At 51.1% G+C, this 14,649-nt stretch carries 12 protein-coding genes; 6 read left to right on the forward strand and 6 right to left on the reverse strand.

What is annotated here, in order from left to right; genetic code table 11:
* The 3 genes from BLW68_RS02640 to BLW68_RS02650 form a co-directional block, all read right to left on the reverse strand.
* On the reverse strand, window positions 1-2,154 hold the full coding sequence (locus tag BLW68_RS02640; RefSeq protein WP_092789953.1) for a TonB-dependent siderophore receptor: 2,154 nt from the start codon (window positions 2,152-2,154) through the stop codon (window positions 1-3).
* Between the two features lie 132 nt (window positions 2,155-2,286).
* On the reverse strand, window positions 2,287-4,590 hold the full coding sequence (locus tag BLW68_RS02645; RefSeq protein ID WP_092789955.1) for a toxin-antitoxin system YwqK family antitoxin: 2,304 nt from the start codon (window positions 4,588-4,590) through the stop codon (window positions 2,287-2,289).
* Between the two features lie 122 nt (window positions 4,591-4,712).
* Window positions 4,713-5,744: a LacI family DNA-binding transcriptional regulator gene (locus BLW68_RS02650; protein WP_092789957.1), complete on the reverse strand. Its 1,032-nt coding sequence runs from the start codon at window positions 5,742-5,744 to the stop codon at window positions 4,713-4,715.
* 316 nt (window positions 5,745-6,060) lie between these two features.
* Between BLW68_RS02650 and BLW68_RS02655 the strand changes: the two genes are divergently transcribed.
* From BLW68_RS02655 to BLW68_RS02670, 4 genes are read left to right on the forward strand one after another with little or no spacing between them, the layout of a single operon-like run.
* A complete protein-coding gene (locus tag BLW68_RS02655; protein ID WP_092789959.1) occupies window positions 6,061-6,912 on the forward strand; it encodes a MipA/OmpV family protein in 852 nt (283 codons plus the stop codon).
* A complete protein-coding gene (locus BLW68_RS02660; protein ID WP_092789961.1) occupies window positions 6,912-7,292 on the forward strand; it encodes a DUF3019 domain-containing protein in 381 nt (126 codons plus the stop codon). The genes BLW68_RS02655 and BLW68_RS02660 overlap by 1 nt, the downstream gene beginning before the upstream one ends.
* Complete coding sequence (locus BLW68_RS02665; protein ID WP_092790636.1) at window positions 7,292-7,984, forward strand: response regulator; 693 nt, start codon at window positions 7,292-7,294, stop codon at window positions 7,982-7,984. Before BLW68_RS02660 ends, BLW68_RS02665 begins: the two co-directional genes overlap by 1 nt.
* A gap of 2 nt (window positions 7,985-7,986) precedes the next feature.
* Complete coding sequence (locus tag BLW68_RS02670; protein ID WP_092789963.1) at window positions 7,987-9,225, forward strand: ATP-binding protein; 1,239 nt, start codon at window positions 7,987-7,989, stop codon at window positions 9,223-9,225.
* Between the two features lie 17 nt (window positions 9,226-9,242).
* Here the strand turns inward: BLW68_RS02670 and BLW68_RS02675 are convergent, their stop codons facing one another.
* Window positions 9,243-9,917, reverse strand: coding sequence for a DUF3334 family protein (locus tag BLW68_RS02675; protein ID WP_068236101.1), 675 nt, complete (start codon window positions 9,915-9,917; stop codon window positions 9,243-9,245).
* A gap of 238 nt (window positions 9,918-10,155) precedes the next feature.
* Between BLW68_RS02675 and BLW68_RS02680 the strand changes: the two genes are divergently transcribed.
* Window positions 10,156-11,349: a Bcr/CflA family efflux MFS transporter gene (locus BLW68_RS02680; protein WP_092789964.1), complete on the forward strand. Its 1,194-nt coding sequence runs from the start codon at window positions 10,156-10,158 to the stop codon at window positions 11,347-11,349.
* On the opposite strand, the gene BLW68_RS21060 is transcribed toward BLW68_RS02680, so the two are convergent.
* Window positions 11,346-11,501, reverse strand: a complete 156-nt coding sequence (locus BLW68_RS21060) for a hypothetical protein (RefSeq protein ID WP_156420328.1) — start codon at window positions 11,499-11,501, stop codon at window positions 11,346-11,348. The genes BLW68_RS02680 and BLW68_RS21060 overlap by 4 nt on opposite strands.
* A 51-nt stretch (window positions 11,502-11,552) precedes the next feature.
* Window positions 11,553-13,346 (reverse strand): SLC13 family permease, encoded by a 1,794-nt coding sequence (locus BLW68_RS02685; protein WP_092789966.1) that lies wholly within the window; start codon window positions 13,344-13,346, stop codon window positions 11,553-11,555.
* Between the two features lie 145 nt (window positions 13,347-13,491).
* On the opposite strand from BLW68_RS02685, the gene pyrC reads away from it, so the two are divergent.
* A complete protein-coding gene (gene pyrC, locus BLW68_RS02690) occupies window positions 13,492-14,523 on the forward strand; it encodes a dihydroorotase (RefSeq protein ID WP_092789968.1) in 1,032 nt (343 codons plus the stop codon).
* Window positions 14,524-14,649 lie beyond the last annotated feature (126 nt).

Consider the following 14,649-nt stretch of genomic DNA (forward strand, 5'->3'; position numbering starts at 1 on the left):
TCAGAACTGGTAAGTGGTAGTCAGATAAACCCGGCGTGGCTCGCCCGGAAAATGTCCGGTACGGTCAATAAAGCCGCTGGTAGCATAGGTTTTATCAAACAGGTTTTTTACGTTTAGCTGCACCAGCCAGCTTTGCCATTCGGTTTGCCAGCTGATATCAAACACCGTATAGGCTTTTACCGCCTGGCCGCCAATACTTTGTTGCTCACCAACGTAGTCGACACCGGCAGCAAAAGATGAATGCAGCGCCGACAGTTCATAGCGGCTCCACAACCCTAACTGATGCTGTGGTGCATTGGCAAAGCGGCCGTTAAACGCATTGGTAATGCCGTCGTTGTCCTGTACTACCCGGGTATCGTTGTAGGCGTAACTCAGGTTCATTACCCAGTTGTCGGTTAAATCGCCTAACACATCCAGCTCAAAGCCACGGCTACGCACTTCGCCCAGCGCCAGTAAATCGTCCTGGCCATCGTTAGCCACATCACCACGCGGATCAGCCTGCAGAATATTCTTCCGGGTAATTTCGTACACGGCGGTATTGAGCCGCACGCTATCGTTTAGCAGCGAAAAACGCACGCCGGCTTCATATAAACGCGAGGTCTCCGGCTCGAACGGCCCACCCACAGCCTCGGCCTGCGACGCTGCCGCCTGCGGCACAAAGCCGGTAGCAGCAACCAGATAACCACGGGCATAGTCGGTTAGCTGATAAGTGGTACCCAGCCGCCACGACGTATCGTTACCGGATACTTTGCTGCCATCACGCTTGTTGGTGTCTTCAAAGTTGTCCCAGCGCACGCCCAACAGCAGGTTCCAGTTGTCCGACAGCGTTAACTGATCCTGCAGGTAAAGGCCCTTACGCACGGTTTCGGTATCGGTAATGTTGGGTGTTACGGCGGCCAGGTTATAATCCGCCCCGCTGGTCAGGCCATATACCGGATCACGCAGGCTAAGGCCTGGCACAGTACCGCCGTTTTCAAGCGGCACAGCATTACGGCCGGAGAAATAGGAATCCTGTTGTAAATAGTCAGCACCCACTAACAGCATATGCTCAATATCGGCGGTGGTTAGCTCAACAATATTGTTCCAGGTCAGGCTGAGCGAGTCATTCTCGCGATTTTGATCACGAAACTGGCGGCGGCAGTAATCAATAACACCATCGCCGTCGGTGTCATAACTGCAAAACGGTTCATGGTAGTTTTGCAACTCCTGGTTCTGGTAGCCACGCACGGTAATATCAGTGCTCCACTGGCTACTAACCTGATGCTCTAACCTGGCCTGATACACTTTGGCGGTTAACAGCTGAAAATCCGTGCTTTCGTTATGGTTCCAGCTGCGGTCTGCCAGAAAGTTACCGGCTGCATCGGTAATTACGCCACGTAAGCGGGCGCCACCGTAGTCTTGCTCTACGTCGGTATATTGCAGTGTCAACGTGGTGTCCTGTGTCAGGTCTATGGCGTAACCTAAATCGATGATCTGGTTTTCTACATCAGTGTTTTGCCGAAATGGTTTTTCACTGTCTTTGTAAATACCAGCCCGGTAGCGCTGGGCCGCGTCATCGGTTAACGGCCCGCTTAGCTCCAGTGAACCACTGTAAAAGCTGTCGTTACCCAGGCCTACTTTTAGCTGCCGCTCGGGCAGCGCTGTTGGTTTTTTTGTACTGTAGTTAATCAGGCCGCCGGGGGCCATACTGCCATACAGGGCGCCGGCCGCGCCTTTAAGCACCTGAATTTCGGCTACGTTAAACAGCTGCGGTACCGCAAAGCCGTTAAACGGATCACCGCGCACACCGTCATATAAAATTTCGTCCTGGCGAAAACCGCGCAACGTCACACCCGAGTAGCTAAAAGCACTGACGCCACTCATGCTGCGATATAAATCAGTAATTTGCCGGGCGGCCTGATCGCGGATTAATGCTTGCGGCAATACCTGAATATTTTGTGGTACTTCATCCAGCGGTGTGTCGGTACGGGTGCCCAGATTAGACGAGTCAACCCGGTACAGTGTTTGGGCCCGGCCTTTAACTTCAATATGCTCCAGTGCGGTACTGGAAGTATCAGCCGGTGCAGTATCGGCCAAAGTGGTAGCAGAAAATGCCATAGAGCAGAATAAACTGACAGCAGAAAGACGCAGACTTATAGCAGAGAAAGGCAACATTATATTACGACCTGTATCGCAGGAGGAATTAAACAGGCCGCGAAGTGTAAATGATAATAATTACTATTACAATAAAAATGCACTAAAACTGTCAGGCAATCCGCTGCCATTGCCGGCAGCAGCGGATCTTAATTAGCCTTTATGCTCGGTTTTAATTAACTTGCCGTGTTGATCAAAATACTGCCAGTCGCCTGACGGGCGGTTGCTGATATAACTACCCTGAGTACGCACCTGACCATTGGGCCAATATTCCAGCCACTCGCCTTCTTTACGATCGCGCAGATAATCGCCCTGTTGCAGCGGTTTACCATTGGGGTGAAAGTATTCAGCTTTGCCTTCTTTTAAGCCTTTAACATAGCTTTCTTTTTGCTGAGGCCGGCCATTTAAATGGAACAGCTGATACCGGCCATGAGGTTTGTCGTACTCGTATTCAATTTCGCTTTTCAGCTGGCCGTTGTCGTAGTATTCCTGCGCCAGGCCATGTTTACGGCTGGCATCGTAATGCACTGCCTGGGCCAGGGTGCCATCTTCATACCAGGCCTGCCATAAACCAAACCACTCGCCCTTTTGCATGTTGCCGGCCAGCTTAGGTTCGCCGTTGCTGACATAAAACTCCTGATAGTCACCGCTTTTTACGCCCTTGTCCCAATGCTCAACTTTGTGCAGGATATTTTTGGCCGTATAAAACTCGGCTTTACCGTGCTGCTTGTTGTCCTGCCACTGTGTTTTATATCTGATGGTGCCTTCCGGAATAAAACCGTAAGTGGGATCGTCAGCCTGATAATAGTATTCAATCCATTCGCCGGTTTTCTGGTTGTTGTAGTAATAACCACTGCTGCGGCGCCGCCCCTGATAATAATCTACAAACCGGCCTTCGGCCTTACCGTTGACAAACTCCTGCTCGCGGCTTTTTTCACCCTGCTGATAGCTAATCCAGTTACCATGACGTTTGTTGTCGGCGTAGGTACCCTCCTGCGTAAGATCACCGTTTGCCGTCCATTGCTGGTATTTACCTACCTGGGCAAACCTGTGCTCTGTTGGTTTTTTCTCGCTGGCATAGTGTTCCAGCTTTTGCGGTTTGCCGGTGTCGTAAAAGCTCTGATAGCGCCCGGTCAGCTGGCCGTCTTTGCGCTCACCTTCTTCACGTAAGTTGCCATTCATATGCCAGCTTTTAAAGGGCCCATTTAACTGGCCGTCGGCATAGGTGTTATGTTCTCGCGGTTCACCTGATGAGTAAAACGTTTTGCTCAGACCATGGCGTTTACCGGCTTTGTAATACGACTCTTCTACCAGCTTGTCGTCGATAAAACGCTTGTGCACGCCGTCACGTTCGCCCAGCACAAAGTTGGACAGATCAAATGGCAAGCCATTTTCCTGATAGGTTTCATTGGCACCATGCAGCGGAAACTGGCCATTAGCATTGCGTTCTGTTGTGTGGTAGGTAATGCGTTTCGACAGCTCGCCATTGCTGTGATAATGCAGTTGTTCACCGGCGAACATGCCGTCAATATAGTGCTGTTTCTGCAGCAGTTGCCCTTGGTCGCTGAACCACTGCTGTTCACCATGCTGCTTGCCCTGCTTAAACAGTAAGGCATTCATCAGCTGGCCATTAGGGTAAAAGTCGCGGCATTCACCGTGCTGCGCTCCCTGCTGATAATGACACTGGCGCACCAGAGTGCCATCGGTGCTGAATTGCTCGGTTAAGCCATGGCGCTTACCATTAAGGTACTGCACTTTAACCTCCACCACATCGGCGGCATAAAACTGCAGCCACTGGCCATGCTGCTGGCCCTGAGCATCGTATTCGCCCTGCAGTAATACCGCTCCCTGCTCGTTTTTGCTTTGATATAACCCGGTGAGCTGGTTGCTGGCGTAAGTCCACTGCTCGGCCACTTCACCGTTAAGATGAAAGGTTTGCCACACGCCGTGGCGCAGGCTGTCCTGATAAGTTTCAACACTGCGTATTTTGCCGTTATCGTAAAAACGGCTGACGTTGGTTTTTTCGCCACGCTCAAATTGAGTGGTTTCTATCACTTGCTGCTGGCTGTTAAAACGCTGCCACAGGCCGCTGGCGACACCGGCATCATAATGCTCTATTTGCTCCACACTGCCATCAGCGGCAAAGTACTGCCATTCACCATGCTGCCGCCCGGCCTGATAGTGGCCGCTTAAAACACGCTGATTACGTTGATCAAACACCTGCCAGTTGCCTTGCACCAATCCCTGATCGAAAGTGGCCAGTGTATAACCCTGGCTATCGCGCACTAAGCGGTATTCGCCTTGCAGCGCCAGGCCATTGCTGAGGTTGTAATACACATCAACGCCTTCAACCTTGCGCACATCCAGCATGCGGTCAGCTAAAGTTTGGCTGGCCATAACCGGCACGGCTAATTGCAGGCAAAACAACAGTAAAAAATGAAGTGAAGATAAACGCACTGATACTTGTCCCTGTTTAAACCAATATTCTGGCGCAGGATATTAACACAAAGCAGCAGTGGCGTAAGCAAGGTTATAGGCAGGTAAACAAACCACAGTAGTTGCCGGCTACTGCTGGCTTGTCAGGTACGGTTAAAGCCGCAAGACTGGCGGATAATTAACTTGGGCTCAATCTGGCTGACAGTAATCGGCTGGTTATTAATCAGTTGCAGCAGGTTATTTACCAGCAGCTCACCAGCCTGGGTCGTGTCTTGCTGAATAGTGCTAAGGGCCGGAGTGGCAAAAGACGCCACGGGAATATCATCAAAACCCATTACGGCAATATCTTCCGGCACCCTTAAGTTGCGCCGTTTCAGGCAGCGCATAACGCCAATGGCGATAAGATCGCTGGCACAGAAAATGGCGTCAACCTGATGGCGGCCAGCCAGTAATTGCTCAGTGGCCTTATCGCCGGCGCTTTCGGTGGAAATGGCATCAAAGTGTGGTACTTGCGCAGCACTGATACCGGCTTTATTTAACGCATCAATAAAACCCAGATAACGGGCACTGAATTCCGGGCTGCCTTCAGAGGCATTACCGACAAAGGCAAATTTCTTATGCCCGGTAGCCAGCAAATGCTCACCGGCCAGGCGGCCACCTTCGCGGTTATTACTGCGCAGCGTAAACTCCGGGTGGCCCAGCACTTCAGCGCCCCAACAGACAAAATGGGTTTCCTGTGCCAGTAATTTATGCAGTTTTTCTTCGTAATCTTTGTAGTCGCCATAACCGAGCAGAATAATGCCGTCGGCTTTATTGCTATCTTCGTAGTCGGCGTGCCAGTCGTCACTTAATTGCTGAAAAGACACCAGTAAGTCCTGGCTGCGTTTGGCGCAGGCGCGGGTAATGCTGCCAAGCATAGATAAAAAGAACGGATTAATCAGCGACTCGTCGGTGGTGGGGTCTTCAAATAACAGCAAAGCCAGCGTACTGCTGCGTTGCTGGCGCAGGTTACTGGCGTTTTTATCTACTTTGTAATTTAGTTGCCGTGCAATCGCCTGCACTTTCTCGCGCGTTTCTTTATTAACCTGCGGGCTGTTTCGTAGCGCCCGCGACACCGTGGACTGCGATACTCCAGCCATATAAGCAATGTCGAACGAAGTAGCTTTGTCTCTCATCAAAACGCTCTGCTATGACAGCGATATTACTACGCTTATCAACACCGGCCGCCCGCCGCAGCAGCTACCGGTATCTTAGAATTATTGTGGCCTTATCATAAAGTGAATTGGCAGGGGATTCAATTTACATCTTGCGCCACACCTGCTTTATACCTGAACGGCTGGTTTTAGGATCACTTTGCTACAGTCTGGCGAAGCTTAAATTTAGTGAAGCGAATTGTGAAACATTGTTATGCCTGCTTATGTCTTGCCGCACAACTTGCTAAACTAACAGCGTAAAAATATCTGTAAACTAACCGCTGAGCTAAGGTGAAGATTGCGCTACCTGATCATACTTTTATTGCTGCTAAGCTGGCAGGTGAAAGCCGAGCCCGCGCCAGTGTGCGCACAAGGCGCTCAGTGCGTGGAAGAACAGCGGCTATACCTGAGCTGGGCGCTGGGCTATGGCCAACGCAGCAACCCTATATATGGTGGCGAAGAGTTGCCGCTGGTTATCCTGCCAGATATTTACTATTACAGCCGCTACTGGTTTTTTGACAACGGTAAACTTGGCAGCAGCCTGGCATTGTCAGACAACTGGCAATTAAGTGTGCTGGGTCAGTTTAATCAGGAAAAAGGCTACTTCCAAAAATGGTTTGGCGGCAACCTGATGCAATTTAATCATACCGCTATGGTAGGGCCCAGCTTTGCAGAAGAGCGCAGTGCCCAGGTCGTTTCTGTACGCCAGGTTAGTAAACGGCCCACTGCCTTTGATTTGGGCGTGCAGCTGGACTGGTTTAATGAAGATTGGCAGGCCCAAGCGATACTGTGGCAAGACGTTAGCAACACTTATAAAGGCCAGCATGCCAGCATCAGTCTCGGCCACAACTGGCAGCTAAATAGTGGCCTGTGGCAAGCCAGTGCCAAACTAAACTGGAAAAGCGCCAAACTGATTGATACTTATTATGGCATTGATAATAATGAGCCGTTTTATCTGCCACGCTACGATGGCAGGCCAAGTTGGCAGCCTGAGCTGCGTTTAAGTTGGCAAAAGCCCGTGTCTGAACGCGTCTCTGTACTGGCTTTTGTACGCTACCTACATCTGGATGATGCTATGACACTAAGCCCGCTGGTGCGGTCTGATAATGTAACAACCTGGTTTTTAGGCGTGAGTTACCGGTTTTATTAATGCACGGTTTCTGGTTGTTACTGGCACTGAACGGAGTCACTGCACCACAGGCTGCACCCGCCCCCTGTGCGGCTGCGCTATGCTGGAACGTAAAACCACAAATTTGTGTGACCGAACAACCCAATCAACCCTGCCAGTCTGACTTGCAGGTGCAGTGGTACAGCGAGCAAAAGCTAAGCCCCTGCCTGTTCCTGGCAGAGCAGCTTATCCAATGCTGGCAAGACGCCACAACAGGCCAATGGCAGCAGCCGCTGTCGTGGCAACATACCGAGCTTAGCCTGCGTAATAGCAATAATGTTGTATTGCTGCAAACAGAACTGAAAGTGTTAAGCCGCAAACCAATGCGGCGCCGGATCGCCAGCCCATGGAGTATTTTCTGATGGCCAAAATATTGTTAGTAGAAGACGATGCCCGCCTGGCCTCTCTGGTGCAGAGCTTTCTGACCCAACACGGCTTTACCGTACAGCAACAAAGCCAGGGCGACGCGGTGGCAGAACACTGCCGCCAGTTTCAGCCCGATCTGATAGTGCTGGACCTGATGCTGCCGGGCCTGGACGGCTTTGGTGTTTGCCGCCAGATCCGTCCCTGGTATAAAGGCCCGGTGTTAATGTTAACGGCGAAACAAAGTGATATTGATCAGGTGCTGGGGCTGGAGCTGGGTGCAGACGACTATGTGGTAAAACCGGTAGAGCCACGTGTGCTGGTGGCACGCATAAACGCTTTGCTACGGCGCAGCCAAAGCAACACTAAAACCGAGCAGCAAGAGCTGCAGTTTGGCCGTTTAATGTTAAAACAACGTGCCCGTGAAGCCTGGTATGACAACGAGCGTGTAGAACTCACCAGCTATGAATTTGATTTACTCTGGATGCTGGCCAAACATGCCGGCCAGACCGTAAAACGCGAAGCTATTCACCAGCAGATCATTGGCCGTGAATACGACGGCCTGGACCGTACCGTAGATGTACGGATTTCGCATTTACGCCGTAAGCTGGGCGACAACGCCGAAACACCGTTTCGTATTAAAACCGTCTGGGGTAAAGGCTATTTATTTGTCGCAGACGCCTGGCACTGAGTATGCAAAGGCTATTCTGGCATTTTTACCTGTTTTTGTTTCTGGTATTGCTTGGTATTGGCTGGGCAGTAGAACAGCTGTGGCAGCAATGGCAACCCGACACCGCACCGCCCTGGCTTAACAGCTACACCCAGCTATTGCAGCAGCAATTGCAACAGCCCGCCATCCAATGGCAAAGCCATATCAGCCTGCCTTACACTGAACTGAGCCCGGACAGCATCAGCTGGTTACCCGAAGAACAGCAGTTATTGCAGCAAGGCGACATTGTTACCTTATTTGAAGCCGACAGCGTATATTTTTACTATCAGCAGGCCGGGCAATTATGGCGTTTGGGCCCGCTGCCATTGATCCAACAAGAAGGCGCCACCTGGTTTACGTTGCTGTTTTTTGTTTTGTTAGCCGTTGCGGTAGCGCTGTGGCTGTGGCCGGTGGCACGTGATATCCGTACCCTGCAACTCAGCCTGAAGCAGTTTGCCGGTAACAGCGACAGCACAATTGCCGTACCGGCACATTCCTTTATTGCGCCCATTGCGCAAAGTTTCCGCCAGATGAGCCTGCAAATCCGCGACTTGCTAAACCTGCAGCGTGAAATGACCCATGCCGTATCGCACGAGCTGCGCACGCCTATTGCCCGGCTGAATTTTGCGCTGGAAATGGCAACCCAGCTACCGGAAGACGAACGCCGGCTAATGTGTGAAGACGTGCGTGAACTACAGCAGTTGGTCGATGAAATTCTTGATTATGCCCGGCTGGAAACCGGCCAGCTACCACTGCAGCTGCAACAGATAAACCTGACCGAGCTGATTGCCAACTTAAACGAGAAACTGTCGCCGATACCTGGCGCCGCGATCAATTTAACTATGCCGCAGCAGGCACTGCTGTTTGGCGATGGCCATTACCTGGAACGGGCACTGCAAAATGTGTTGGTTAACGCCAAAAAGTACGCCCGGCAGCGCATTACATTGACACTGCAACAACGGCAAAATTACTGGCATATCGACGTTGAAGATGACGGCCCCGGTATTCCGCAGGCCATGCGTGAAGAAATACTCAAACCTTTTTTTCGCCTTGAAGCCAGCCGTAATAAGCAAGGTGGCGGCTTTGGCCTGGGGTTGGCCATAGTGCAGCGTATTATGCAGTGGCATCAGGGCAGCATCAGCGTAAGTGAATCTGCTACCCTGGGTGGTGCCCGTTTTTGTCTGCGCCTGCCGGTTCGCCAGGCAACACCTTTGAATGCGTAACTTAGGGCTGGGCGTATTTATAAGCCCAGTGTTTTCAGAAAATCATCATCCACTTCTGCCGAGGCACTAACGGTGTTTTCCGGTGTATATTGCTGGGCATTGGCCAGAATATCGTCTGGGTGTTCCTGCTCGGCTTTGTCAAACTCATGCAGCTGAATAAACTCGGTTTTATCCATCGCCAGTTCCAGATAAAAGATATTATGCTCTGGCGTACTAAAGGTAACGCGGCGTGCCTGTGGCTGATCAAGCTGGGTATTAATTAAAATTTGCACCTGCTTATTAATCGCCATCATTTTCGGCTGGCTCTGGTTGATTGACGTTTGCAGGTCATAGCGTACCGTGTTGGTAAAGTCGCCAACGATCTGGTTCATCAGCTCACCCATGACGTTGCCTACTTCGTCAGAGGTATGAAACTGTGCCAGCTCGCTTTCCGGCATGCCCATGCTCATTAAATATTTTTTATAAATTTCCATTGCTGCCTGAGCGGTGAAATTAATAATCACCAGGCCGGAAAAACCGCCGTCAAACAATACAAAGCAACCCAGATCAGGCCGCAGACAGGTTTTTTGTATTTTTTGTACCATTGGCGAATAAGCCACATTACTGTTGCCTGCACCCGATAATACTTTGGTTACCGACTGACACAACGTTAGTAATATTTCATCTGTAGTAATTATTTTGGTTTTTTTCATTATCCGGATCCAACAATCTGAGTTTGTTCAGTATAAGCGTAATACCCTGGCTTAGGCTATTCTGTTCCGATAGCTACACTGCGATTCAACTGTTGCAGCCTGTACATTAGTTTGCTGCGTTAACTACAACTCCCTGAGCTACCAGACATATTTGCTAACCTATTTTTACACTCAGCTATTAGCTGAGGCTAACAAAACCGCGTATTATAGTGCGCTGCCACATTAAGAGCCTTAACCTATGTCAAATAAACCCGCTGGCTGGATCATTATATTACTGGCAGCTGTTGTCGCCACCACGCCACTGGCCATTGATATGTACCTGCCTGCCATGCCCATTATGGCGCAACAACTGAATACCTCTATTGGCATGGTGCAGCAATCACTCAGTATTTTCCTGGCCTTTTTTGGTATCAGCATGCTGATTTGCGGCCCGTTGGCCGATAACTTTGGCCGCCGGCCACTGGCTATTTTTGGTTTAACCGGCTTTGTGCTGGCCAGTATTGCGTTAAGTTTAGTCAGCACTATTGAGTGGTTTTTATTCTGGCGTGCTATTCAGGCATTGTGCGGCGCGGCAGCTACAGTAGTGGTGCCGGGTATAGTACGGCATATTTATCAGGAACATACCGCCAAAGGTATGTCTTATGTGTCGATGATTATGATGCTGGCCCCACTGCTGGCCCCGGCCATTGGCAGCGGCGTATTGTGGCTGGCAAATTGGCAGATGATTTTTGTTACACTGGCAGTGTACGGTTTACTGATCCTGTTGCTTAGCTGGCGTTATCTGCCCGAAATTAAACCGGCCGGAACGCCACAAAAGCTGGCGTTTTTTGCCGGCTATAAAGTGGTGTTTTCGCGGGTTTCTGCCCGGCCGGATATTGCTACTTCGATGTTTGCCTCGTTTTCATTCTTTTGCTTTTTAACCGCGGTGCCTTTTGTTTATATCAAATTCTTTGGGGTAGACGAGCAACTGTTCAGCCTGTTATTTGGCTTTAATGTGTTAATGCTGATGCTGGCAAACCTGATAAACAGCCGCCTGGTTACCCGCCTTGGCCCACAACGTATGCTGCGTGCCGGCCTGGCTGTGGCCATTGTCAGCGCCAGCGCGCTAACCTTGTTTAATTTCTGGCAGTTTGAGCTGGTGTATACGGTATTGTCGATAGCCCCGCTAATGGCCAGCTTAAGCCTGATAGCCACAAACGCTGATGCGATGATCCTGATGAAATTTCCGGATAACAGCGGCACCGCAACGGCGGTAATAGGTACTTTGCGCTTTGGTATAGGTGCATTGGCAGGGCCGTTGCTGGCGCTGTTTTATAACGGCACCCCGCTGCCATTTTCATTGCTGATGCTGGCAGGGGTGCTGTGTATTGCGGTAAGTCAGTTATGGCATAAACCTGCTGAGCTGCCCGCTACAGCAGCCAGCCCAGACTAAATTTTGCAGGCACCGCCACTGCATTCATCGTCATCATCACCATATTGTGGCGCCTCAGCACGGCTAAGTTCGGCTTGTTGCTGGCGCTCTACATTCTGTTCTGCTTCAGCAAAGTCCAGATGGTCTAAATCAAAATCCAGCTCAGACATCATTATTACCCTCAGTTAAATAGCCCTGATAGTGTAGCAAAGGCTACGGCCAGGCTAAAGCGGCCAGAAGTATAAAAGTGCCGGTACCGACACGGCGACAACCAGTAATTCAAGTGGTAAACCCAGTCGCCAGTAATCACCAAACTTAAAGCCACCCGGCCCCAGGATCAGGGTATTATTCTGGTGGCCTATCGGCGTTAAAAAGGCACAAGAGGCACCAATGGCAACAGCCATTAAAAAGGTATCTGAGCTGACATCCAGCTGGTTGGCAATGCTTAATGCTATCGGGCACATTACCGCAGCGGTGGCAGCATTATTCATAAAATCAGACAATGTCATCGTTAGTACCAGCAGCAGAATTAGCGTTATTACCGCACTGCCTTGCGACAAATGTGACAACATTAACTCAGCTAACAAGGCTGCCGCTCCGGTGCTTAACATCGCTTCAGCTACTGGTATTAACGCCGCCAGCAATACCACTACCGGCCAGTCGATAGCCTGATACACCTTACTTAATGGCAGCGCTTTAAACAGCATACTGGCCAGCACACCTGCAGCAAACGAGATTGCTGCCGGCACCAAACCAAAGGCCGCACCGGCTACTGCACCTAACATAATAATGCTGGTTAACCAGATGCGGCGTTTGTCTGGTACCTGAATAGACCGCTCTGCCAACGGTACACAACCATACTCACTGGCAAAAGCAGACAGCAGCTCGGCATCGCCCTGCATCAGCAGTACATCGCCGGCAACCAGCTCGGTGCGGCGCAACCGCTTGATTGAGCGATTACCCTGGCGCGATAACGCCAGCAAATTAATACCAAACCGGCTACGTAAACTAAGATCTGCCGCTGAGCGGCCAATTAACTGGGCATCGGGCATTACTGCCAGCTCCAGCAGTACTTCTTCTTTGCCAGAGCCTGAAGTTTTTTCAGCATCTGTGATGTCGACATCGGCTTTAACGTTTTCTTCCAGCGTCAGCCCCAGCTCAGACAATATATTGCCCAGCGATTCCGGCTCAGCTTCAATAACCAGCACATCGTCTGCTTTTAACATGCGATACCCGGTAGGTGCCGACACGCGGAATTTATTGCGCACCAGGCCTACTACCTGCGCATCGGCCTCTTCCAGTAACTGCTCAAGTGCCGCCAGCCGCAGGCCATCGGCTTTGCCTTTAGCGTCTACCCGCACCTCGGTTAAATAGCTGGCGGTATCAAAACCCTCAACCCCGCCCTGCTGACGTTTAGGCACCAAACGCCAGCCAACAAGGGTAATAAAGGCCAAGCCAGCAAGTGCCACCAACACCCCCACCGGGCTAAAGTCGAACATGGCAAAACTGCTGCCCTGACTGCTATCCCGAAAGCCCGAAACAATAAGGTTAGGCGGCGTACCAATTAAGGTTGTCATACCGCCCAGTATCGAGCCAAAGGCCACCGGCATCAGCACTTGCCCCGGCGTTAACTTAAGCCGGGTTGCCGCCTGAATAGCCACCGGCATCATCAGCGCCATAGCGCCAACGTTATTCATAAATGCCGATAGTAGCGTAACTAAGGTGGTTAACAGGGCGATAGTGGCCATCACACCACTGTTGGCGGGTAGCAATTTGCGGGCTAACAAATCAACCGCACCGCTATTTTGCAGCGCATAACTTAACACCAGTACACAGGCAACGGTAATAACTGCCGGATGGCCAAAACCGCTGAAGGCGGTGTCGGTTGGCACCAGGCCGGCTGCAACTGCCGCCATCAGTGTTGCCAGCGCGACGGTGTCGTGCCGCCAGCGGCCCCAAATAAACAACGCTATAGTGCAAAGCAAAATTGCAAATAGCATTCCCTGTTCTAATGTCATTGCGGTTTCCGGTAAGTAAATATCAATGATGGCTAAGCTACGCTGAACGCCAACTTACCACAATACGCACTGAAGCAATTTCACCTGGCGAGGTTACTTGATATCATAGCGCCACTTTTTTGCCGCAGCAGTTGCAGGAGCCTCCATGACCACGCTTACCATACAAACCCCGGATGACTGGCACTTACACTTTCGTGACGGCGATATGCTGCGCGAAACCGTACCGGCCACAGCCCGGCAATTCGCCCGTGCCATTGTGATGCCGAACTTAGTACCGCCGGTAACCACAGCAGACATGGCAGTAGCCTACCGTAACCGCATTCTGGCTGCCCGCCCGGCTGGCAGTAATTTTCAGCCGCTGGTTACCTTATTTTTAACCGATAAAACTACCGCTGCCGATATCAGCGCAGCCAAAGCCGCCGGTGTGGTTGCGGCTAAGTTGTATCCGGCCGGTGCCACCACTAACTCCAGCGCTGCGGTAAGTGCGCTGGGCAGCCTGTATCCGGTATTTGAAGCCATGGCAGAGCAAGGTATGTTGCTGCTGGTTCATGGCGAAGTTACCGATCACGATATTGATATTTTTGACCGCGAAAAAGTATTTATCGACCGCTACCTGCAGCATATTGTTGCGCGCTTACCTGACCTGAAAGTGGTGTTTGAGCATATTACCACCGCCGATGCCGCCAGCTTTGTCGCGCAAGCATCAAACAATGTGGCGGCCACTATTACACCGCAGCATTTACTGCTAAACCGCAACGACTTATTAGTTGGCGGTGTACGGCCGCATAACTATTGCCTGCCGGTATTAAAACGCCGTACTCATCAGGAAGCGCTGCGTGCAGCTGTGGCCAGTGGTTCCAGCAAGTTCTTTTTAGGTACGGATTCTGCGCCGCATGAAAAACACCGCAAAGAATCCGCCTGCGGTTGTGCCGGCTGTTACAGCGCCCACAGCGCGATAGAGCTGTATGCTCAGGTATTTGATGATTTAGGTTGCCTGAACAAGCTGGAAGGCTTCGCCAGCCACTACGGTGCTGACTTTTACGGCTTGCCACGTAACAGCGGCACAGTGACACTGCAAAAGCAGCAGTGGCAGGTGCCAAACGAGATTACCCTGCCCAACGGCAACCCGATTGTACCGTTTTATGCCGGCGAAACGTTAAACTGGAAATTGGTGTAACGCTGATGTTCCGATTGACAGGAATCGGTTTGCTCTAAGCCAACCGTTGCAGGCCAGGATGCTGACAAATTCGCTCGGAGCGAATTTGAACAGCGAAGCTGGTCCGCAGGATAAACTTCATGGATG

The organism is Rheinheimera pacifica, assembly GCF_900108485.1.
Classification (GTDB): domain Bacteria; phylum Pseudomonadota; class Gammaproteobacteria; order Enterobacterales; family Alteromonadaceae; genus Alishewanella; species Alishewanella pacifica.